General features: G+C 63.7%; 19 protein-coding genes and 1 pseudogene. 9 read left to right on the top strand and 11 right to left on the bottom strand.

The genetic code is table 11. The features are described 5' to 3' along the window. Nucleotides 1–9 precede the first annotated feature (9 nt). Nucleotides 10–543 carry a protein-export chaperone SecB gene (gene secB / locus ACZ1G8_RS04495; protein WP_472680590.1) on the bottom strand — a complete coding sequence of 178 codons (534 nt, stop codon included), beginning with the start codon at nt 541–543 and terminating at the stop codon, nt 10–12. A 442-nt stretch (nt 544–985) separates the two neighbouring features. Between secB and ACZ1G8_RS04490 the strand changes: the two genes are divergently transcribed. The 3 genes from ACZ1G8_RS04490 to ACZ1G8_RS04480 are packed head-to-tail and all read left to right on the top strand — an operon-like array spanning nt 986 to nt 3,225. Continuing rightward, nucleotides 986–1,468 (top strand): Tim44/TimA family putative adaptor protein, encoded by a 483-nt coding sequence (locus ACZ1G8_RS04490; protein ID WP_472680589.1) that lies wholly within the window; start codon nt 986–988, stop codon nt 1,466–1,468. A gap of 27 nt (nt 1,469–1,495) precedes the next feature. Continuing rightward, nucleotides 1,496–2,680: a murein transglycosylase A gene (gene mltA / locus ACZ1G8_RS04485; protein ID WP_472680588.1), complete on the top strand. Its 1,185-nt coding sequence runs from the start codon at nt 1,496–1,498 to the stop codon at nt 2,678–2,680. After that, nucleotides 2,677–3,225 (top strand): Smr/MutS family protein, encoded by a 549-nt coding sequence (locus ACZ1G8_RS04480; RefSeq protein WP_472680587.1) that lies wholly within the window; start codon nt 2,677–2,679, stop codon nt 3,223–3,225. The genes mltA and ACZ1G8_RS04480 overlap by 4 nt, the downstream gene beginning before the upstream one ends. On the opposite strand, the gene ACZ1G8_RS04475 is transcribed toward ACZ1G8_RS04480, so the two are convergent. The 4 genes from ACZ1G8_RS04475 to ahpC all read right to left on the bottom strand — a co-directional run bounded on the left by ACZ1G8_RS04475 (nt 3,209) and on the right by ahpC (nt 8,680). Further along, on the bottom strand, nt 3,209–3,817 hold the full coding sequence (locus ACZ1G8_RS04475) for a Pr6Pr family membrane protein (RefSeq protein ID WP_472680586.1): 609 nt from the start codon (nt 3,815–3,817) through the stop codon (nt 3,209–3,211). The genes ACZ1G8_RS04480 and ACZ1G8_RS04475 overlap by 17 nt on opposite strands. Nucleotides 3,818–3,930: 113 nt before the next feature. Then, nucleotides 3,931–6,147, bottom strand: a complete 2,217-nt coding sequence (katG, locus tag ACZ1G8_RS04470; protein ID WP_472680585.1) for a catalase/peroxidase HPI — start codon at nt 6,145–6,147, stop codon at nt 3,931–3,933. A gap of 205 nt (nt 6,148–6,352) precedes the next feature. Continuing rightward, on the bottom strand, nt 6,353–7,942 hold the full coding sequence (ahpF, locus tag ACZ1G8_RS04465; protein WP_472680584.1) for an alkyl hydroperoxide reductase subunit F: 1,590 nt from the start codon (nt 7,940–7,942) through the stop codon (nt 6,353–6,355). Between the two features lie 171 nt (nt 7,943–8,113). Then, nucleotides 8,114–8,680, bottom strand: coding sequence for an alkyl hydroperoxide reductase subunit C (gene ahpC, locus ACZ1G8_RS04460; protein ID WP_221427563.1), 567 nt, complete (start codon nt 8,678–8,680; stop codon nt 8,114–8,116). Between the two features lie 255 nt (nt 8,681–8,935). On the opposite strand from ahpC, the gene ACZ1G8_RS04455 reads away from it, so the two are divergent. Beyond that, on the top strand, nt 8,936–9,442 hold the full coding sequence (locus ACZ1G8_RS04455; RefSeq protein WP_472680583.1) for a ComEA family DNA-binding protein: 507 nt from the start codon (nt 8,936–8,938) through the stop codon (nt 9,440–9,442). Here the strand turns inward: ACZ1G8_RS04455 and ACZ1G8_RS04450 are convergent. Together ACZ1G8_RS04450 and aroC are read right to left on the bottom strand one after the other, a co-directional pair. After that, nucleotides 9,427–10,011, bottom strand: coding sequence for a protein-methionine-sulfoxide reductase heme-binding subunit MsrQ (locus ACZ1G8_RS04450; protein WP_472680582.1), 585 nt, complete (start codon nt 10,009–10,011; stop codon nt 9,427–9,429). The two genes, ACZ1G8_RS04455 and ACZ1G8_RS04450, sit on opposite strands and share 16 nt — an antisense overlap. Nucleotides 10,012–10,039: 28 nt before the next feature. Then, a pseudogene (aroC, locus tag ACZ1G8_RS04445) lies at nt 10,040–11,106 on the bottom strand (chorismate synthase). Nucleotides 11,107–11,221: 115 nt separating this feature from the next. On the opposite strand from aroC, the gene ruvA reads away from it, so the two are divergent. The 3 genes from ruvA (at nt 11,222) to ruvB (ending at nt 13,417) form a co-directional block, all read left to right on the top strand. Next, a complete protein-coding gene (ruvA, locus tag ACZ1G8_RS04440; protein WP_472680581.1) occupies nt 11,222–11,827 on the top strand; it encodes a Holliday junction branch migration protein RuvA in 606 nt (201 codons plus the stop codon). A gap of 74 nt (nt 11,828–11,901) precedes the next feature. Then, the gene (locus tag ACZ1G8_RS04435; protein ID WP_472680580.1) at nt 11,902–12,381 is read left to right on the top strand and encodes a DsrE family protein; all 480 of its coding nucleotides are present in this window, start codon (nt 11,902–11,904) and stop codon (nt 12,379–12,381) included. Between the two features lies 1 nt (nt 12,382). Beyond that, nucleotides 12,383–13,417, top strand: coding sequence for a Holliday junction branch migration DNA helicase RuvB (gene ruvB, locus ACZ1G8_RS04430; protein WP_472680579.1), 1,035 nt, complete (start codon nt 12,383–12,385; stop codon nt 13,415–13,417). On the opposite strand, the gene ACZ1G8_RS04425 is transcribed toward ruvB, so the two are convergent. Together ACZ1G8_RS04425 and acnA are read right to left on the bottom strand one after the other, a co-directional pair. Next, on the bottom strand, nt 13,418–13,834 hold the full coding sequence (locus tag ACZ1G8_RS04425) for a rhodanese-like domain-containing protein (RefSeq protein WP_472681193.1): 417 nt from the start codon (nt 13,832–13,834) through the stop codon (nt 13,418–13,420). Further along, entirely contained in the window at nt 13,834–16,509 is a 2,676-nt protein-coding gene (gene acnA / locus ACZ1G8_RS04420) for an aconitate hydratase AcnA (RefSeq protein WP_472680578.1), read from the bottom strand. The genes ACZ1G8_RS04425 and acnA overlap by 1 nt, the downstream gene beginning before the upstream one ends. A gap of 230 nt (nt 16,510–16,739) precedes the next feature. Here acnA and ACZ1G8_RS04415 point away from each other — a divergent pair, with 230 nt between their 5' ends. Continuing rightward, nucleotides 16,740–16,907: a hypothetical protein gene (locus tag ACZ1G8_RS04415; RefSeq protein ID WP_472680577.1), complete on the top strand. Its 168-nt coding sequence runs from the start codon at nt 16,740–16,742 to the stop codon at nt 16,905–16,907. A gap of 9 nt (nt 16,908–16,916) precedes the next feature. Here the strand turns inward: ACZ1G8_RS04415 and ACZ1G8_RS04410 are convergent, their stop codons facing one another. After that, entirely contained in the window at nt 16,917–17,801 is an 885-nt protein-coding gene (locus tag ACZ1G8_RS04410) for a DMT family transporter (protein WP_472680576.1), read from the bottom strand. Between the two features lie 146 nt (nt 17,802–17,947). Between ACZ1G8_RS04410 and ACZ1G8_RS04405 the strand changes: the two genes are divergently transcribed. After that, the gene (locus ACZ1G8_RS04405; protein ID WP_472680575.1) at nt 17,948–19,363 is read left to right on the top strand and encodes a L,D-transpeptidase family protein; all 1,416 of its coding nucleotides are present in this window, start codon (nt 17,948–17,950) and stop codon (nt 19,361–19,363) included. 26 nt (nt 19,364–19,389) lie between these two features. Here the strand turns inward: ACZ1G8_RS04405 and ACZ1G8_RS04400 are convergent, their stop codons facing one another. Beyond that, nucleotides 19,390–20,097 (bottom strand): murein L,D-transpeptidase catalytic domain-containing protein, encoded by a 708-nt coding sequence (locus tag ACZ1G8_RS04400; RefSeq protein ID WP_472680574.1) that lies wholly within the window; start codon nt 20,095–20,097, stop codon nt 19,390–19,392. Nucleotide 20,098: the final 1 nt, after the last annotated feature.

Genomic DNA, 20,098 nt, shown 5'->3' with positions numbered 1-20,098 from the left:
ACGAGCCGCTTAGGCGTCGCCGGCCGGAGCTGCCGGGGCGCCTTCGCCCTGCTGCGCCGCACGCGCCTGGAGCTGCTGCTGGTAGAGCGCACCGAAATCCATCGGATCGAGCATCAACGGCGGGAAGCCTGCATCGCGCACGGCGTCGGAAACGATCGCGCGGGCGAAGGGGAAGAGCAGGCGCGGAGCTTCGGCGAAGAGAAACGCATGAGCCTGTTCCGCGGGAATGTTGCGGATGCCCACGAGGCCGCAATAGGCCAGTTCGACGATGTAGAGGTTGCCCTGTTCGGAATCGGCGCGCGCAGTGAGCTTAAGCTCGACTTCGTGCACTTCGTCGGTCACCTGGTTGGCACCGATGTTGACCTGGATGTCGACCTTGGGCTGGTCGTTCCACTGGTAGCTCTTCGGCGCGTTGGGGTTCTCGACCGAGAAATCCTTCACATACTGGTTGAGCAGGCTCACCGCGGGGCGGTTGTCGGCGCCATTTGCACCTGCCGCGGGATCCATGTCGAGATCGGTCAGAACATTGTTGTCGTCGGCCATTTTGGTCACTTCTTGCATCGAGAATTTGAAAAATGCTGCAGGTTCGCGCGTTTGTGCAATCCCACGGTTCGTCGGCGCGCCTAGCACCGCCGCGCGCGAGGGGCAATGCGCCCGGTGGAAGGGGCGCTCCGGCGCAGTTGGGGACCGGAACATCTGCAATGGTTCATTGCCCGTTTGTAATTCGACCCTATCTAGGGGTAGATAGACAGGAACTACCGGAGCGCGCCGGGCGTAGCTCCTATAGCAGTTGAACGGAAAGCCTACGTGATCACCGAGATCGTCATCCTCGCCGCCATTGCCGCCTTTTTGGGGTTGCGCCTCTATTCCGTGCTCGGCGAACGCTCCGAGCACGAGGAGGAGCCGATCAGCCACCGTTTCGATCTCGCCGGAAAACCGCATATCGCCCGCAACCGAACGTCCGGCCGCGCCGACGCGCGAACCCGTGCGCCTGCGCAGCGTCGACAACGGATCGAGTGCCAACGAAATCGGTATTCGTGCGATCGCCAGCGCCGATCCGCGCTTCGACCTCCTAGCTTTCCTCGAAGGTGCCAAGGGTGCTTACGGAATGATCCTCGAAGCCTTCTGGAAAGGCGACAAGGAAACGCTTCGCGACCTGACCGACGATGATGTCTATGCCGGCTTCTCGGCTGCGATCGACGCCCGCGAAGCTGCCGGTGAAACGCTCGACAACCGTCTCATCCGGATCGAGGACGCGACCATCCACTCGGCGGATCTCGACAAGCGTACCGCGCGCATCGCCGTGCTGTTCGTCGCCGACATCGCCTCGGTCACGCGCGACAAGGATGGCAATGTCATCGCAGGTTCGCTCGACGATGCCGTCGAAAGCCGCGACATCTGGACCTTCACCCGCAACGTCGACGCGCTCGACCCCAACTGGGTCCTCGACGAGACCGACCAGGGCTGACGCCACTTCCCAAACGCCGGAGGTTTCATGCGTATTCTCGCCGGGCTGGCCGTAGCCCTGAGCCTAGCGGGATGCACGGTCATACCCGACGCGCGCCCTCCGCAGGATCTCGGCACCGTCGATGCGCCCGAGCCCGTTCCTGCGGACACGGCGCTGGCCGCGGGCGTCATGCCGGGTCCGGCGATCGAAACCATGCCTTTCGCCGGCTTCGATGCAGGGCCTGCGCTCGAGGCCTTTCGCCGGTCGTGCGACAAGATCCTCTTTCGCGAGGACACCAGCGGGCTGACGCGCCGCGTCGACTGGCAGGCGCCCTGCGGTGCGGCGACCAATTGGTCGAGCGAAGCTGCCGATTTTTTCCGCAGCCAGTTCGAAACCGCGGTGGTCGCCGACGGCAGTGCCTTTGCAACCGGCTATTACGAGCCGGAAATCCTCGGCAGCCGCGAGCGGCGGCCGGGATATGAAGTTCCGGTCTATGCCTATCCATCCGACCTCGAGCGTGCTTGGCCTGCCGACGTGCCCGAAGAGGAGCGCGAGGGACGTCCGCCACTCGGTCGCTATGACGAGAACGGCGAATTCGTCCGTTACTTCGAGCGCTCGGAAATCGCCGGCGGAGCGCTGGATGGCAAGGTGCCTGTCATCGCCTGGGCAGCAGACCCGGTCGAATTCTTCTTCCTCCAGATTCAGGGCAGCGGTCTGCTGCGCCTGCCCGACGGCGACGTCATGCGCATCGGCTATGCCGGGCAGAACGGCCGCGAATATGTCGCGATCGGGCGTCCCATGCGCGAGCAGGGCCTGATCGGCGATGGCACCGACTATCCCACCAGCATGCAGGGGATCATTTCCTGGCTGCGCGACAATCCGGAACGGCAGGACGAGATCCTCGATCTCAACAAGAGCTGGATCTTCTTCCGCGAGCTCGACACCGAGGGACCGCTAGGATCGATCGAGGTCCCGGTCTTCGCGCGCGACAGCGTGGCGGTCGACCCGAAATTCGTGCCTTATGGGGCGCCAGTCTGGCTCGACATGGAAGCAAATGTCGCGGATGGACTGTGGATCGCGCAGGACACCGGCGGTGCAATCAAGGGAGCGAACCGCTTCGACACCTTCTGGGGCAATGGCGCGGATGCCAGGCAGATCGCGGGCGAGATGAGCAGCAGCGGCAAGGCCTACCTGCTGCTTCCCAAAGGGACGCTCGCGCGCCTCAAGCGATGAGCGCGCCGCGCGGCCTTAGCGAAGAAGAAGCGGCGGCTTGGGAGAAGGTCGCGGCGACAGTGAAGCCGATGCATGTCGGCTCGGTCGCGGCCAAGCCGGCTCCGCGACCGGTTGCCGCCACGCCGAAGAAGGTGCTCGCGAAGCCAAAGGCGCCCAAGCCGGCGCCGAAACCCATTCCGAAGGCGCCCAAGCCGCCCCAGAACAATCTCGACGGTCATTGGGACAAGCGCCTCAAGTCGGGCGCGATCCAGCCCGATTTCACACTCGACCTGCACGGCCACAATCTCGATGCCGCCTACCAGCGGCTGATGAGCGGTGTGGCACAGGCGCGGGCTATGGGAGCGCGGACGATATTGCTGGTGACGGGCAAGCCGCGACCCGTCGATCCTGCCGACCGTGGAGCAAAACGCGGAGCAATCCGCGCAAAGGTGCTCGACTGGCTGGCCGCTTCTAGCCACCACTCTGCAATCGCGGCCGTGCGACGTGCGCACATCCGCCACGGCGGCGAGGGCGCGCTCTACATCGTTCTCAGGCGCGAGCGGTAATCAGTTTGCGCGCGCCCATCAGCAGCGCGCCGAAAGCCATGAACACAAGGCCGAGGCCGGCAACGTTGAGCAGCAGGCGGCCCCAGCCGAGCTCGGGCAGGTCGAGGAAGAAATAGGGATAGAATCCGGTCGCTTCGCCGACGACGAGCGCGAAACCGGTGTAGAGGATCGGAACCGCGATCACGATCGGCAGCGTGCGCCAGCCTGTCGCGTTCACGCCCGAGAATGCCAGCCACCAGAACACGGTGGCGAGCGGGACCACGGTGTGGTGCATCTGGTTCGTGTACCAGTCCCAGCCCACCGGATTATGGTCTGCCGACAGCAGCAAGTGGTAGACGATGCCTACCATCGCCAAGGCGGTGGAAAGGGCAAAGGCTATCCGTGCATCCAGCTTCCCGCGCAGCGCGACCCAGCCCAGCAGGAGCGCGGCGGCCATGTTGCTCCAGATCGTGAAGTAGCGCAGCATCAGCGCGAGATTGAGCAGCGGGTTGTTGCCCTCGTTGATCAGGGTCTGCGCGCCGATCGCGATGAAGGCGGCGATGGAGACGGTGCCCGCGACGCGGCGCGAGAGGGACGAGTGCGAAACGATCATGTGTTTCCCCTAGCGAAGCAGGACGGACGGTAAAGCAACAAAAAGTCCCCGGCCCTCGAGGGACCGGGGACTTCTCTGCGACCCAAGGGCATGCCCCCGGGGACGGTTTGGGTTTATCCGTGGTACTTGGCGTAGGTCAGGTCGAAGCGGTCAGCGTCCATGACCTTGGTCCAGGCCTTGACGAAGTCGCGGACGAACTTCTCTTCGTTGCCGTTCTCGGCATAGACCTCGGCAACTGCCCGCAGGCGCGAGTTCGAACCGAAGACGAGATCGGTGCGCGTGGCGCGCCACAGCTGCTTGCCGGTCTTGCGGCAGGTGCCGACGAATTCCTCGTCGCCGCTTTCGTCGACAACTTCCCAGATCACACCCATGCCGAGCAGATTCACGAAGAAGCTGTTGTCCAGCTTGCCCGGAGTCTCGGTCAGGACGCCGATGCGGTTACCATGCGTGGTGTGCTTGGTCACCGCACCCATGGCCCGCATCCCGCCGATCAGTGCGGTCATTTCGGGGATCGAGAGACCGAGCAGGTGCGCCCTGTCGACCAGCATGTCCTCGGTCTTCACCGAAGCCTTGGTCTTGAGGTAGTTGCGGAAACCGTCGGCAAACGGTTCCAGCGGCTCCCAGCTCTCTGCATCGAAGTCTTCGCGCTTCGCATCGCCGCGGCCGGTGGTGACCGGGACGGTGATGTCGAAACCGGCATCCTTCGCTGCCTTCTCGACTGCGGCCGAACCGGCGATGACAATGGCATCGGCCATCGAGATACCGCCACGGATCTCGTCGAGCTTGGCCAGGACCTTGTCCAGTTCCTCGGGATCGTTGACCTTCCAGTTCTTGATCTCGTCGAAGCGGATATGCGCGCCGTTGGCGCCGCCGCGATGGTCAGAGTTGCGGTAGGTAGAGGCCGAAGCCCAAGCCGCCTTGACCAGTTCTGAAACCGTCAGGCCGCTATCGAGAATCTTGGACTTGAAGGCCGACACATCGCTGTCCGAAACCTGCGTGCCGGCGGGAACGGGGTCCTGCCAGATCAGGTCTTCTTCGGGCACCTCCGGGCCGAGGTAACGGACCTTGGGGCCCATGTCGCGGTGGCACAGCTTAAACCACGCGCGGGCAAAGGCATCGTCGAGCGCCGTCTGGTCGTCGCGGAAACGCTCGGAGATCTTGCGATATTCCGGATCGCGCTTCAGCGCCATGTCGGCGGTGGTCATCATCGTGGGGACCTTCTTGGACGGATCGCGCGCATCGGGCGCCATGTCCTCGGGGTCCGGGTTGATCGGCTGCCACTGGTTCGCACCTGCCGGGCTCTGGACGAGTTCGTAGTCATACTTGAACAGCAGGCGGAAGTAGTCGCCACCCCACTGCGTCGGGTTCGGCGTCCAAGCGCCCTCGATGCCCGAGGTGGTGATGTGGCCCTTGCCGATCTCGTCGGGATCGGTGAGCCAGCCGAAGCCCATCATGTGGAGGTTTTCGCCTTCGGGCGACGTGCCGAAATTATCGGCGGGCGCTGCACCATGAGCCTTGCCGAATGCGTGGCCGCCGGCGGTCAGCGCGACGGTTTCCTCGTCGTTCATGGCCATGCGGGAGAAGGTTTCGCGCATGTCGCGTGCCATGCCCTCGGCATCGTGCGGGTTGCCGCCCGGACCTTCGGGATTGACGTAGATGAGACCCATCTGGATCGCGGCAAGCGGGTTTTCGAGCGCCATGCCCTCATCGGGCTGGATACGCGTTTCAGCGCCGGTATCGACCCACTTTTCCTCGGTGCCCCAATAGACGGTTTCGGGATCGAACACGTCCTTGCGGCCGCCGCCGAAGCCGAACACGGGGCCGCCCATGCTCTCGATCGCGACATTGCCTGTGAGGATGAAAAGGTCGGCCCAGCTGATGTGCTTGCCGTATTTCTGCTTGATCGGCCACAGCAGGCGGCGCGCCTTGTCGAGGTTGCCGTTATCGGGCCAGCTGTTGAGCGGGGCGAAGCGCTGCTGGCCGCTGCCGCCGCCGCCACGACCGTCGCCGGTGCGATAAGTGCCGGCCGCGTGCCATGCCATGCGGATGAAAAACGGACCGTAGTGGCCGTAGTCCGCCGGCCACCATTCCTGGCTGTCGGTCATGAGGTCGGTCAGGTCCTGCTTGAGGGCCTTGTAATCGATCGCGTTGAAAGCTTCGCAGTAATCGAAATCCTCGTCCATCGGATCGGCCGCGCGGCCGCCTTCGGTCAGGATTTCAAGGTCGAGCTGGTCGGGCCACCAGTCGCGGTTGCGGCGACCGAAAAGGTCCCGCGTGCCCGCATTTCCGTGAAACGGGCAGCCGCTGATATCTCCGGTTTTGGCGTCCATGTAATCGCTCTCCTCTCAAAAAAGACTCGGGTCTCCCGTCCGAGTTGACATTTGAGAGGATGAACCGGGGCCTTTGATCCGTCCAATCGATTAAACGGTTCAAATTGATTGGCTCAGGCGATCTTACGACGAGGCGTGTTCCAGGCACGAAAAACGCCGCCATTCGCTTGGAATGGCGGCGCTTTTTCAAATGATCTGGATCAAATCAGGCGGCCTGTGCGATGTTCTCGGCAGGCTCGGTGCGGATGAGGTAGTCGAAGGCCGAGAGACCGGCTTTCGAGCCTTCGCCCATGGCCACGACGATCTGCTTGTAGGGCACATCGGTGACGTCGCCCGCGCCGAAGACGCCGGGAAGGTTGGTGCGGCCTTCCTCGTCGGTAAAGATCTCGCCGAACTTGGTGAGTTCGAGACCGCTGCCTTCGAGCCATTCGGTGTTGGGCACGAGGCCGATCTGGACGAACACGCCTTCCAACTCGATCCGGCGTTCGTCACCGCTCTTGCGGTCCTTTAGGACGAGGCCGTCGACCTTGCCGTCCTTGCCTGTGATTTCGGTGGTCTGGCCACTGATGATGATCTCGACATTGGACATGCTGCGAAGCTTGGCCTGCAGCACTTCGTCGGCGCGCAGCTTTTCGTCGAATTCGATCAGCGTCACGTGGCCGACGATCTTGGCAAGGTCGATCGCCGCCTCGACGCCCGAGTTGCCGCCGCCGATCACAGCGATGCGCTTGCCCTTGAACAGCGGGCCGTCGCAGTGCGGGCAATAGGCCACGCCCTTGTTGCGATACTCCGCTTCGCCCGGAACGCCGAGGTTCCGCCAGCGCGCGCCGGTCGCGAGGATCAGGCTGCGCGACTTGAGCGAGGCGCCGTTGCCGAGCTCGACCGTATGGAGCCCGCCTTCTTCCTTGGCGGGAACGAGCTTCACGGCTTTGGCGAGGTTCATCAGGTCGATGTCGTATTCGCCGACATGGCGTTCGAGATCTCCGGCAAGCTTCGGGCCTTCGGTGTAGGTGGTGCCGGGAAGGTTCTCGATGCCGAGCGTGTCATGCAGCTGGCCGCCGAAGCGTTCGGCCGCGATGCCGGTACGAAAGCCCTTGCGCGCGGTGTAGATCGCCGAGGCGGCGCCGGCAGGGCCGCCGCCAATCACCAGCACTTCGAAAGGCTCCTTGGCCGACAGCTTCTCGGCTGCCTTCGCATCGGCGCCGGTGTCGATCTTGGCGAGGATCTCGGCCAGTTCCATCTTGCCGTTGTAGAAGGGCTCGCCGTTTAGGAAGGTGGCGGGAACGGCCATCACGTCGCGCGCTTCGACTTCGTCCTTGTAGGTGCCGCCTTCGATCAGCGTCGCGGTGATACGCGGGTTCTCGAACGCCATCAGCGTCAGTGCCTGCACCACGTCGGGGCAGTTGTGGCAGCTGAGCGAGAAGTACATCTCGAAATTGAAGTCGCCTTCAAGGCCACGGACCTGTTCGAGCAGGTCGGCATCGACCTTGGGCGGATGACCACCGGCCCAGAGCAGCGCGAGCACCAGCGAGGTGAACTCGTGGCCCATCGGCAGGCCCGCGAAACGCACCCACTTCTCTGCATCGCTCGCGCGGCGGATCAAGAAGCTGGGCTTGCGATCGTCGGTACCGTCGAAGCTGGCGCTCACATCGTCGTGCAGCGCGGCAATCTCTTCGAGCAGTTCGCGCGTCTGGCGCGATTTCTCATCATTGCCGAGCGAGGCGACCAGTTCGACCGGCTCGCGCAGATTGGCAAGGTAGGTCTTCAACTGCTGGGTAAGGTTCGCATCGAGCATGGACAGACTCCGGGCGTGTGTCGCGGATTGATGGTGGTCTGGGGAGGGGAAAAGACCCGGGGGCCAAAGGGGGGAGGATTGCCCCCGGGTCTTCCAGCGACCCGAGATTATCGTTCTCGGGCTCTTGTGGCGGACGCTCTACGAACGGCCGCCTGAACTCAGGCTGTCAGCTTAGATCTTGCCGACGAGGTCGAGCGAGGGTGCAAGCGTATCGCTGCCTTCTTCCCATGCGGCCGGGCAGACCTGGCCGGGGTTGGCGCGAACGTACTGTGCAGCCTTGATCTTGCGGGCCAGTTCGTTGGCATTGCGGCCGACGCCTTCGCAAGTCTGTTCCATGATCTGGATCACACCGTCCGGATCGACGACGAAGGTTGCGCGGTCGGCAAGGCCGACACCTTCGCGGAGCACGTCGAAGTTGCGGGCGAGGACGTGGTTCTGGTCACCAAGGAACGGGAACTGCAGCTTGCCGATCTTGTCCGAGGTGTCGTGCCATGCCTTGTGGCTGAAGTGCGTGTCGGTCGACACGGCGTAGACTTCAACGTCCATCTTCTGGAGCATGGCGTACTGCTCGCCGAGGTCTTCGAGTTCGGTCGGGCAGACGAAGGTGAAGTCGGCCGGATAGAAGAAGAAGACGGCCCACTTGCCCTTCACATCTTCGTCGGTGACTTCGAAAAAGTCCTTGCCGGCCTGGAAGGCGGTGGCGTTGAACGGCTTAATGGTGCTTCCGATGATACCCATGGTTTTTCTCCGTTATTCGGGTTGAATCTAGTGAGGCCCAGATAAGCGCTGTTGCGATGCACAAAAGCGATATGTTGCGATTGCGAACATCGGAATTTTCTATCAATCCTTTGGAACTTTCGAAAACTGCAAGTGAGCGGCATTTATGGTGCATTTTTCGCAATCACGTTCGTTTCGCGGCTCTTTCTGCAAGAATTCCCTTCGCATTACCAATTTTCCTGATAATGCGAATTCTTCGCAATAAGAGGATTCGATATGCGTAAATTTGCTTTCGCCGCTGCACTCGCCAGCAGCACCCTTGCTCTCGCCGCATGCTCGGGTGGTGCGGACGACGCTGCTGTCGATACCGATGAGACTGCCGCTGCCACCGATGTGGAAGCTGCTGCCGAAACGACCGGTGTCCTCGACGCCAGCACGGCGACTGCCGAACAGCTTGCTGCTATCGAAGGTGTGTCGGAAGAACTCGCCGCTGCAATCGTCGCGGGCCAGCCCTTCACCGATGTGACCGCATTCAACGCTCTGCTCCTCGAAACGCTGTCGGCAGATGAAGCCGCTGCAGTGCTCGAAGCCGTTTTCGTGCCGGTCAACCTCAACGAGGCGACCGAAGAGCAGATCCGCCTGATCCCGGGCATGACCGACAAGATGGTCCACGAGTTCGAAGAATATCGTCCCTACGAGGACATGGGCGAATTCAACCGCGAAATCGGCAAGTACGTGGACGAGGCCGAAGTCGCCCGCTTCCGCAACTACGTCACTCTCTGACGATACTGCAGCACGACCCTGACCCCTTCGATCGCCACCAGGATGCCTACGTGGATCCAAGCGGTGGTCGGATCGAAGGCGGACAGGACCCAGTGCAGGAAGACCAGCACCGCCGCCGGATACACGAGCCGGTGCAGCGTCTTCCATGACCGCTTGAGTGCCCTCGTCGCGATGTCGTTGGATGTCGCGGCGAGCGGTACGAACAGCGCGAAGGCCAGCCAGCCGGTGAGCAGGTACGCATCGCTCATTTCCGCCAGCACCGCGGAAAACGAGGCCTTCTTCCAGAGATAGATGCCGGTGTGGAACGCGGCGTAGCCAAAGCTCGCCACGCCGATGTCCCGTCTGCGCCGCATCAGCCAGACGGCCCACTTCTGCTTGCGAAACGCGAGACGGATCGGCGTCACCGCCAGCGTCACCAGCAACAGCCACGCCGCCCAGTCACCGCTGTCTGCGATCGCATGTCCGTAGCCATAGAGGTCGGGCGTCGCGATCCAGCGCCAGCACATCCAAATCCCGGGCAGGGCAAGCACCAGCCACAGCAAGGGGCGCGAATTTGCGAGGGTCTTCATTTCAGGCAGGCTTCCGAAAGGATGAAGGCTAGCCGCACTGCGCGCGGTGGAGCAGCTTGTGGTCCGCCAGCACCAGCGCCATCATCGCTTCGACAACGGGCGTTCCGCGAATGCCGACGCAAGGGTCGTGGCGGCCCTTGGTGCGGACCTCGGTCGCCTCTCCTTGCCGGTCCACGCTCGCGACGGGCGTCAGGATCGAACTGGTCGGCTTAAAGGCGACACGGCAGACGACCGGCTGGCCGGTCGAGATGCCGCCCGCAATACCGCCCGCATGGTTGGCAGCGAATTCCGGACCGTTCTCACCCGGTGACATGGCGTCAGCATTCTGTTCGCCGGTCAGGCGCGCGGCATCGAAGCCGTCGCCAATCTCCACGCCCTTGACCGCATTGATGCTCATCATCCCTGCCGCCAAATCGCTGTCGAGCTTGGCATAGACCGGCGCGCCCCAGCCGGCGGGGACACCGGTGGCAACGCATTCGACCACCGCGCCGAGCGAGGAACCTGCCCTGCGGGCATCGTCGACCAGCTTCTCCCAGCGCTTCGCGGCCTCCGCATCGGGGCACCAGAAGGGATTACGGGAGATCTCATCGCGGTCGAAATTGGCCGGATCGATGCGGTCGCCGCCGATCTCGGCGACATAGGCGAGGATTTCGACTTCAGAGATGGCCAGTCGCGCCACCGCACCTGCTGCCACCCGCATAGCCGTCTCGCGCGCGCTGGAGCGCCCGCCGCCGCGATAGTCGCGAAAACCGTATTTCGCGTCATAGGCATAGTCGGCATGGCCGGGACGATAGGTGTTTGCGATCTCGGAATAATCCTTCGAACGCTGGTCCTTGTTCTCGATCAGCAGGCTGAGCGAGGTGCCAGTGGTCTTGCCCTCGAACACGCCGGACAGGATGCGGACCTCGTCGGGCTCCTTGCGCTGCGTGGTGAACTTGTTCTGCCCCGGTTTGCGCGCATCGAGGAACGGCTGGATGTCGGCCTCGGTGAGTTCGATACCCGGCGGGCACCCGTCGACGACCGCGCCGATGGCGGGGCCATGGCTTTCCCCCAGGTGGTGAAGCGAAGCACGCGTCCGAATGTGTTCCAGCTCATGCGTGCCTTCCTGTCTCAACTGTGGGCGCGTGTCCATTCGCGCTGGACCAATTCCTTCTTGTGCCGCAAGAACAAAAGGCGCTCATGCAGCGGAGCGTAGCGCGGAAAGAGACCTATGATTGCAAAGCTGAAGGGCCTGCTCGACGAAACCGGTGCCGACTGGGCGGTGATCGACGTCTCGGGCGTCGGCTATCTCGTCCATTGCTCGACCAAGACGCTCGCCGCGCTGGGCGAGAGGGGCGAGGCCTGCACGATCTACACCGATCTGCAAGTATCAGAGAACGACATGCGCCTGCTCGGTTTCGCCGAAGCTGCCGAGCGTGACTGGTTCCGCTTGCTTACGCAGGTGCAGGGCGTGGGCAGCAAGGTTGCGCTCGCGATCCTCTCTGCACTGTCGACCGGCGAAGTGCAACAGGCCTGCGCCAATGGCGATGCCGCCACCGTGGCGCGTGCGCAGGGCGTGGGGCCGAAGCTCGCAGGCCGCATCGTCAACGAGCTAAAGGACAAGGCCGGCGCGCTTCCGGGCGGCGGCGCTGCGAGCGGTGTGGCTCCGGCGACACCGGCAGGCGGCGCGAGCGCCGACGCGGTGAGCGCGCTCGAAAATCTCGGTTTCAAGCCTGCCGTTGCGGCACGCGCAGTGGCGGCAGCGCAGGGCGAACTGGGCGAAGGCGCGAGCGAGGGCGACCTCATCCGCGTCGCATTGAAGAGGGCAGCGGGATGAAAGTGACGGCATTGAAGCTTGGTCTGATGAGCGCAGCAGCGGCCCTAATTGCGACAGCGGTAAGCGCGCAGGACATGAGCGCCTTCAAGACCGGTCCGGTTTTCGAGGATTTCGGCCCGCACGCGCCGGTCGAGGGCATCGAGACCTTCGCGCCCGATACCGAATTCTCGCACAGCTTCGACGTGGCGAAGGCCGCCGAGGATGGCGCACGCAATCGCGGTTTCGAAAGCGCGGCGCGCTTCATCAACATGCATGTCGCGCATGGCGTGGCGGAAGAAAACATCCGCGTCGCCGTGGTGGTGCATGGCAAGGCGGTCCACGACCTGCTCTCGGCCGAGGGCTGGGCGGCGCACGATCTGAAAGGTGAGAACGGCAGCGCTGCCATGGTCCGCGCGATGCTCGACCACGGCGTGCGCTTCATCGTCTGCGGCCAGAGCGCGGCGGCCTATGGCGTGACCAGGGACGAGCTGATCGAGGGCGTCGAGATGGACCTCTCCGCCATGACCGCCCACGCCAAGCTCCAGCAGCGCGGCTATACGGTGAACCCGTTCTAGAATGACCGAACCCGTCCCCCTCCATTCGCCCGACCGGCAGCCGGAAGACCCGGATGCGGCGCTGCGGCCCAAGAGCCTCGAGGAGTTCGTCGGGCAGAAGGCGGCGCGCGAGAACCTGCGCGTGTTTATCGAGGCGGCGAAGAACCGCGGCGAGGCGATGGATCATGTGCTGTTTTTCGGACCTCCGGGCCTTGGCAAAACCACACTGGCGCAGATTGTCTCCAAGGAGCTGGGCGTCGGCTTCCGCGCCACGTCAGGGCCGGTGATCGCCAAGGCGGGCGATCTGGCCGCGCTGCTCACCAATCTCGAGCCCAACGACGTCCTCTTCATCGACGAGATCCATCGTCTCAATCCGGTGGTCGAGGAAGTGCTCTATCCGGCGATGGAGGACCGCGCGCTCGACATCATCATCGGCGAGGGACCTTCGGCACGCAGCGTGCGGATCGACCTGCCTCCGTTCACGCTGGTCGGCGCGACCACGCGGCAGGGGCTGCTCACTACCCCCTTGCGCGATCGTTTCGGCATCCCGGTGCGGCTCAATTTCTACACCGAGGATGAACTGCTCAAGGTCGTCACCCGCGGGGCAGGGCTGCTCGGCATGGGGATCGACGAGGGAGGCGCGCGCGAGATCGCCCGCCGTTCCCGCGGTACGCCGCGTGTCGCAGGCCGCCTGATGCGCCGTGTACGCGACTTTGCATCCGTGTTGGGAGAGCCGACCGTGACCAGCAAGGTCGCCGACGAGGCGCTGACCCGGCTGGAGGTCGACAGCCTAGGCCTCGATGCGATGGACCGCCGCTACCTCACCATGATTGCGACCACCTACAAGGGTGGCCCCGTGGGCGTCGAAACGCTCGCGGCGGGTCTCAGTGAACCGCGCGACACGGTCGAGGAAGTGATCGAGCCCTACCTGATCCAACTGGGCCTCATCGCCCGCACCGCGCGTGGCCGCATGCTCAACGATGGCGGCTGGACGCATCTCGGCATGACACCGCCCAGCGCGCCGGAGCGGCCGCAGGGCGACATGTTCGACAAGTAGTTACTGCTGGACCGGAAGGCCCGCGGCTTCCCAGGCGACGATCCCGCCGTCCATGTGCAAGGCTGTGGAATTGGTCTCCTCCGCCAGCTTCTCAGCAGCGATGCCCGAGCGACGATCGGAGCGGCAATAGAGGATGCGGTCGCGGCCTTCGGAGTCGGGTAGGGCAGCCGGGTCGAACTCGTCGACCGGTATGTTTATAGCGCCCTCGATATGGCCTTCGGCGAATTCCTCGCGCGTGCGGACGTCGATTAGCTGGATCGGTTCGCCCGCGTCGAGCCGCGTGGCAAGCGCCTGCGGTTCGATGGTGAGTACCCCGGCCACTCGCTGGCCGGGGAGCTCGGTTTCAGTCGCAGGGGACGTATTCCCGCACGCCGCAAGACCTGCCGCGGCGAGAAGGACGAAGGCCCCGCGAAGCATCACGATGCGGCGAGCTTGCGCAGCACGTAGTGGAGGATGCCGCCGTTGCGGTAATACTCCATCTCGTTCGCCGTATCGATGCGGCAGAGCGCGGTGAAGGTGGCCTTCGAGCCGTCTTCATGCGTCACTTCCACTTCGACGTCCTGGCCCGGGGTTAGGTCGGCAAGGCCCAGGATCGTGAAGGTGTCGTCCGCACCGAGGCCGAGGCTCTGGCGGGTGTCGCCATCCTTGAACTGCAGCGGGAGCACGCCCATGCCGATCAGGTTCGAACGGTGGATGCGCTCGTAGCTTTCGACGATGACCGCGCGAACGCCGAGCAGGATGGTACCTTTCGCGGCCCAGTCGCGGCTGGAGCCGGTGCCGTATTCCTTGCCCGCGACGACGACCAGCGGCGTACCGTCTGCCTTGTGCTTCATCGCGGCGTCGTAGATCGGCATCTGCTCACCCTTGTAGGTGGTGATGCCGCCTTCGGTGCCGGGGACCATTTCGTTCTTGATGCGGATGTTGGCGAAGGTGCCGCGCATCATGACTTCGTGGTTGCCGCGGCGCGAGCCGTAGGAGTTGAAGTCCTGCTTCGAGACCTGGTGGCTCTTGAGGTATTCGCCTGCCGGGCTGTCTTCCTTGATCGAGCCTGCGGGCGAGATGTGGTCGGTCGTGGTCGAATCGCCGAGGATCGCCAGCGGCTTCGCATCGGTGATGTCGGTGACCGGTGCCGGTTCCATGTCCATGCCTTCGAAGAAGGGCGGGCTGGCGACATAGGTGCTGGTCGGGTTCCAGGTGTAGGTATCCGAAGCCTCGACCTTGATGGCCTGCCAATGCTCGTCGCCCTTGTAGACGTCGGCATAGCGGGTCTCGAACATCTGGCGGTCGATATTGGCCGCGCGGTGTTCGGCGATTTCGGCATTGGTCGGCCAGACATCGGCCAGCATCACGTCGTTGCCGTCCTGGTCTTGGCCCAGCGGAGTTTCCGTGATGTCCTGCGTCACCGTGCCGAGGATCGAATAGGCAACCACGAGCGGCGGAGAAGCGAGGAAGTTGGCGCGCACGTCGGGCGATACGCGGCCTTCGAAGTTGCGGTTACCCGAGAGGACCGAAGCGGCGACGATGTCGTTGCCGTTGATGGCCTTGCTGATCGGCGGGGCAAGCGGGCCCGAGTTGCCGATGCAGGTGGTGCAGCCATAGCCGACGAGGTCGAAGCCCATGGCATCGAGATCGTCCTGCAGGCCCGACTTCACGAGGTAATCGGTGACGACCTGCGAACCCGGTGCGAGGCTGGTCTTTACCCAGGGTTTCGGCTGGAGGCCCTTGTCGCGGGCTTTCTTGGCGACAAGGCCGGCTGCGATCAGCACATCGGGGTTCGAGGTGTTGGTGCAGCTGGTGATCGCGGCGATCACGACGTCGCCGTCGCCGATATCGTGGTCCTTGCCATCGACATCGACGCGCAGCGGCTGGTCCTTGCTGTAGATCGACTTGAGATCGCTGTTGAAGAGTTCGTCGACCTCGGGCAGCGCGACGCGGTCCTGCGGACGCTTGGGGCCGGCGAGCGAGGGCACGACCTTCGAAAGGTCGAGCTGCAGGGTCTTGGTGAAGACCGGCTCGTTCTCGGGCGTGAACCACATGCCCTGTTCTTTCGAATAGGCTTCGACGAGCGCGATGGTTTCCTCGTCGCGGCCGGTGAGGCGCATGTATTCGAGCGTCTTGTCGTCGATGCCGAAGAAGCCGCAGGTCGCGCCGTATTCGGGCGCCATGTTGGCGATCGTCGCACGGTCGGCGAGGGTGAGGTTGGCAACGCCTTCGCCGTAGAATTCGACGAAGCGTCCGACCACGCCGACTTCGCGCAGCATCTGCACGCAGGTCAGCACGAGGTCGGTGGCGGTCACGCCTTCGGCCATTGCGCCGGTCAGCTTGAAGCCGACGACTTCGGGGATGAGCATCGAGATCGGCTGGCCGAGCATCGCTGCTTCGGCTTCGATCCCGCCGACACCCCAGCCAAGAACGCCGAGGCCGTTGATCATGGTGGTGTGGCTGTCGGTGCCGACGCAGGTGTCGGGATAGGCGACGGTGGTGCCGTCAGGGCCTTCCGAGTTCCACACGCCCTTGCCGATGTATTCGAGGTTCACCTGGTGGCAGATGCCGGTGCCCGGGGGCACTGCGGAGAAGTTCTTGAAGCTCTTCGAGCCCCACTTGAGGAAGTCGTAACGCTCCGCATTGCGGGCGTATTCGAGTTCGACGTTCTTTTCGAAAGCTTTCGGGTGGCCGAATTCGTCGACCATGACCGAGTGATCGATCACGAGGTTCACGGGAACCTGCGGGTTGATTTTGGAGGTGTCGCCGCCGAGCTTGCCGATCGCATCGCGCATGGCCGCCAAGTCGACCACGCAGGGCACGCCGGTAAAGTCCTGCAGCAGCACGCGCGCCGGGCGGTACTGGATTTCCTTGCCGGTCGCCGGATTCTTCTGCCAGTCGGCAATCGCCTGTGCGTCTTCGGTCGAAACGGTGAAGCCACCATCCTCGAAGCGCAGCATGTTCTCCAGCAGGACCTTCAGGCTGAAGGGGAGCTTCGACACGTCGCCGATCTTCTCGGCCGCCTTCTTGAAGGAGTAATAGGCGTAATCCTTGCCGTTAACGGTGAGGGTAGAGCGTGTTCCGAGCGTGTCCTGGCCGACCTGGGTCATGCGGGCTTTCGTCCTTTCTTTATGAAGCCGTCACTTGGCCAATGGGCAAGGCGGCAGAATGTGCCGCGCCTCTGCGCCGAATGGGCCGAAAAATCAAGGTCCGCCGCCTAGGCAAAACGTCTCATCGGGAACTCTGAGGCGACTTCAGGGATTATTAAGGCAAAATCGGGGCAATTGTTGCGCACGGCCACAAATCGCCGGAAGCGCGCGGCCCGAATGAGGAGTTAGTTATGAGTGCCCTGCTGGACGCGACCGACAAGTCGCGCCGAACCCTGCGTGTCGCCGTTGTTGCTGCTGCCCTTGGCGTGGCCGGAATGTTCACTGCCGCGTTCACCTTTGCCGGTGAACCCGCAGAGGCGAGCGAGCCTGTTCCTCAGGTCGCTGCCGCCAACCAGTAAGCGAAAGCGCTAGATTGCGCTTTGCTCGGGCCGCCTGCGGGTGGCTATCCAGCATCCAACGATGATCAGTATGGCGCCGCCCACGGTCGTCGGCCCAACTGTCTCCCGAAAATAGAGCCAGCCGAACAGCGAGGCCCAGAGAAAACCGGTATATTCGACCGGAACGAGCCTTTGCGCCTCCGCACGGGCGTATGCCCAGGCGAGAAACAGCGCCGCGCCGACTGCGAGCAATGCCCCGGCGCCGATTTCCAGCCAAACCCCGCCTTGCGGCAGGACCAGCAGGAATGGTGCTCCCACCAGCAGCACTAGGCTAACGATGCCGTTCTGGAACGTGCTGACCTCCGAGGGGCCTGCCACGAGCGCCTGCTGCCTCTGGAGGACAAGGTTCCAGGCATAGAGCATCGCCGAAATTCCGACGAGAAGGAGGCCGGTAAGCGCCTCGTCCGTCATGCGCTCGCGCCCGATTCTCCCCCCGACGATGATTACGACACCGGCAAGGCCGAGCAGGGCCGCGACAATGGCCTTCGGCTGGATCTTCTCGCCCAGCAGCCAAGCGGCGAGGAACAGTGCGATGAGCGGCGCCACGAAACTGATCGCGATCGCTTCTGCGAGCGGCAGGCGCACAAGCGCCGCAAAGAAGGTCCAGCCCATGAAGGCCACGACCACGCCGCGAATGAGGTGGATGCGCAGGACGGAGCGCCCGGGCAGCTTGCGGTTGTTCCACCACCAGAAGGGGGCGATCACGGCAAATCCGATGAGGCAGCGCAGCAGGTAGGCGCTGTAGGCACCGATCGCGATAGAGGCGCTCTTCATGACCGCGTCCATCGCCGAAAACAGCGCAATTCCCGCCAAGGTCGCCAGTACGGGGCGAAGATGCTCGGCGGATGTGCTCATTGCCGGCGAGCATAGGCAGGTGAACGGGCAAGGTCATCACGGTTCAGCGATGCGCAAGCAGCATTCGCCGAAGATATGCACAATAAGCGATGGCGGGCCGCGTCTTGCGCGACTATTTAGGAAGCCTACGCACCTTGGTGGGACTGATGAAGAAGAACCGTTTCCTTTCCGGCACTGCGCTGTTTGCAGCAGGCCTTGTTTCGACCGCATCGGCGCAAAGCGCCCAGCTTGAAAGTATCCTGCCTGCCGCGCAGCAGGCCAGGCCTGCCGCCGAGGCGCAGGCCGAACAGACTGCCCCGCAGACGGTCGAAGAAGCCTTCGGCGACATCCGGATGCAGTCGGGCGAAGTGGTCCAACAGGTCCCTTCGCTCGAAGGTGAGTGGATCGTGGAACAGGTTGAGGAGCTGATCGCCTTCATCCCGACGATGGATGCCGAAGGCCTGCGTTCCGCGGACTATCGTGCCGACGAGCTCGCCGCGCTTGCAGCGCAGGGCGAGAGCGAAGCGCTCAACACGCTCGCCAGCGAGGTGTTCGTCTGGCTGGTCGAGGACCTTCGCGACGGCCGCACGCCGATGGATAACCGGCGCCAGTGGTTCGTGGTCGATCCCGACGCGGATCGCATGCCCACCTGGAAACTCCTCGAAGATGCTCTGGCGGGTGGCGACATCGCCGCCACGCTGACCGGGCTGCACCCGGTCCACCCCGACTATGCGCGCCTTCGCGATGAGCTCGCGACGGCCACCGATCCGCAGCGGATCCGCCTGATCCGCGCCAACATGGACCGCTGGCGCTGGCTGCCGCAGGACCTCGGCCGCCAGTACCTCATCACCAACGTGCCCGAATATATGCTGCGCCTCACGGTGAACGGCCGCATCATCAAGAGCTACCGAACCGTGGTGGGCAAGCCGGGCCGCACCGCGACCCCGCAGCTGGCCGAGATGGTCGAGGCGGTGATCTTCAACCCGACCTGGACCGTGCCGCAGTCGATCGTGGTCGGCGAAGGGCTGGGCCAGAAGGTGCTCAACAACCCGCAGTGGGCCGCATCGGAGGGATACAAGGCGACCAAGGGTGCCGGCGGCTGGATCGGCGTGGTGCAGCAGCCCGGGCCGACCAATTCGCTCGGCCTGATGAAACTCGACATGCCGAACGAGCACGCGATCTTCCTCCACGACACGCCGAGCCGTCACCTGTTCGCTCAGGGCAACCGCGCACTCAGCCATGGCTGCATCCGCGTGCAGGGCGCGCGCGAGCTTGCCATGACCATGTCGATGCTCGGCAATGCGAACAGCCGCGAGGATATTCCGGCGATCCAGGAAGAGGTCAGCGAGATCACGCTGAGCGGCAAGTATACCCGCTATCCGATGGCCAAACAGTGGCCGGTCTACATAACCTATTTCACGATGGCGACCGACGTCGACGGCGAACTGCGCGCGTTCAAGGACATCTACGATCGCGACAAGCCGGTGCTGGAGGCGCTCGATGCGCCGCGCGTATCTAATCGTGCGCGGGAAACGAGCGAGGAAGCCGTCGAGATCATTGACGACATGCAGATCACTGCCTGAATGGAAGGCGGCGCGTCAGCCGCCCGTCAGAATACCCCGGGATTGGCCCTCTCGAAGGTGCCTCCGCCGGGACGGCGCAGCAATTCGGTCTGCGCGATCGGAGGCATGCGCCGCGAGCCGTCTTCAGCAAGGCCGAGGCTTTCGGCGTAGAGCAGCCGTCCGCCGCTGAGGTCCAGCAGGACCTTCGCGAACTGGTCGGGGCCGAGCGCGAAGCAGCCGTTCGAACGCCCCAGCTTGCCCCAGCGCCCGATATGTTCGGGCCGGGCATATTCGGCGGGGTGCATCACGATGGCGCGCGGGAGGGCGTTGGAATTCGTCGGATCGAGTCCGTCGAGACGGATCGATGTGCCGTATTTCCCGCGATACCAGCTGCGGGTCATGTAGGCACCGCGGCTGGTCGCCTCGCTGCCCTCGATATTCGAATAGCGCTTGAGCCAGCCGTCATGTTCGCTGTCCGATCCCGTTCCGTGGCTGACGAAGAAGCTTTCGACGCGCTCGTTGACGAGATCGACGAAATGGAAGCGCTGGTTCGCCGAATGCAGGCCGAAGTCGGCGATGCCGACGATGTCCTTCTTCCAGATATCCGCACCGACCCTGTCGAGCTGCTCGCGGGCGATGGCGATCAGCTGGCGATCGCGAGAGGCGGTCGGATTGACCTGCGCAAACACCCGTGCAGGCAGCGCGGCGGCTGCGCCAGCGGCTATCGTGCCCTTGAGGAGATCGCGGCGTTTCATC

The organism is Qipengyuania sp. BR81-2 (assembly GCF_055693895.1).
Note: the sequence above shows the minus strand (reverse complement) of the source record. Positions and strands in the feature narration are given on the sequence as shown.

Excerpts from the sequence above, each read along its gene's own strand:
- ahpF (WP_472680584.1), bottom strand. The coding sequence starts at position 7,942 with ATGCTCGATGCGAACCTTACCCAGCAGTTGAAGACCTACCTTGCCAAT.
- ACZ1G8_RS04450 (WP_472680582.1), bottom strand. The coding sequence starts at position 10,011 with ATGAAGACCCTCGCAAATTCGCGCCCCTTGCTGTGGCTGGTGCTTGCC.
- mltA (WP_472680588.1), top strand. The coding sequence starts at position 1,496 with ATGCGTATTCTCGCCGGGCTGGCCGTAGCCCTGAGCCTAGCGGGATGC.
- ruvB (WP_472680579.1), top strand. The coding sequence starts at position 12,383 with ATGACCGAACCCGTCCCCCTCCATTCGCCCGACCGGCAGCCGGAAGAC.
- ACZ1G8_RS04475 (WP_472680586.1), bottom strand. The coding sequence starts at position 3,817 with ATGATCGTTTCGCACTCGTCCCTCTCGCGCCGCGTCGCGGGCACCGTC.
- katG (WP_472680585.1), bottom strand. The coding sequence starts at position 6,147 with ATGGACGCCAAAACCGGAGATATCAGCGGCTGCCCGTTTCACGGAAAT.
- ACZ1G8_RS04410 (WP_472680576.1), bottom strand. The coding sequence starts at position 17,801 with ATGAGCACATCCGCCGAGCATCTTCGCCCCGTACTGGCGACCTTGGCG.
- ACZ1G8_RS04480 (WP_472680587.1), top strand. The coding sequence starts at position 2,677 with ATGAGCGCGCCGCGCGGCCTTAGCGAAGAAGAAGCGGCGGCTTGGGAG.
- ACZ1G8_RS04400 (WP_472680574.1), bottom strand. The coding sequence starts at position 20,097 with ATGAAACGCCGCGATCTCCTCAAGGGCACGATAGCCGCTGGCGCAGCC.
- ACZ1G8_RS04415 (WP_472680577.1), top strand. The coding sequence starts at position 16,740 with ATGAGTGCCCTGCTGGACGCGACCGACAAGTCGCGCCGAACCCTGCGT.
- ACZ1G8_RS04435 (WP_472680580.1), top strand. The coding sequence starts at position 11,902 with ATGAGCGCCTTCAAGACCGGTCCGGTTTTCGAGGATTTCGGCCCGCAC.
- ACZ1G8_RS04405 (WP_472680575.1), top strand. The coding sequence starts at position 17,948 with ATGAAGAAGAACCGTTTCCTTTCCGGCACTGCGCTGTTTGCAGCAGGC.
- ahpC (WP_221427563.1), bottom strand. The coding sequence starts at position 8,680 with ATGGGTATCATCGGAAGCACCATTAAGCCGTTCAACGCCACCGCCTTC.
- ACZ1G8_RS04425 (WP_472681193.1), bottom strand. The coding sequence starts at position 13,834 with ATGCTTCGCGGGGCCTTCGTCCTTCTCGCCGCGGCAGGTCTTGCGGCG.
- ACZ1G8_RS04455 (WP_472680583.1), top strand. The coding sequence starts at position 8,936 with ATGCGTAAATTTGCTTTCGCCGCTGCACTCGCCAGCAGCACCCTTGCT.
- ruvA (WP_472680581.1), top strand. The coding sequence starts at position 11,222 with ATGATTGCAAAGCTGAAGGGCCTGCTCGACGAAACCGGTGCCGACTGG.
- acnA (WP_472680578.1), bottom strand. The coding sequence starts at position 16,509 with ATGACCCAGGTCGGCCAGGACACGCTCGGAACACGCTCTACCCTCACC.
- secB (WP_472680590.1), bottom strand. The coding sequence starts at position 543 with ATGGCCGACGACAACAATGTTCTGACCGATCTCGACATGGATCCCGCG.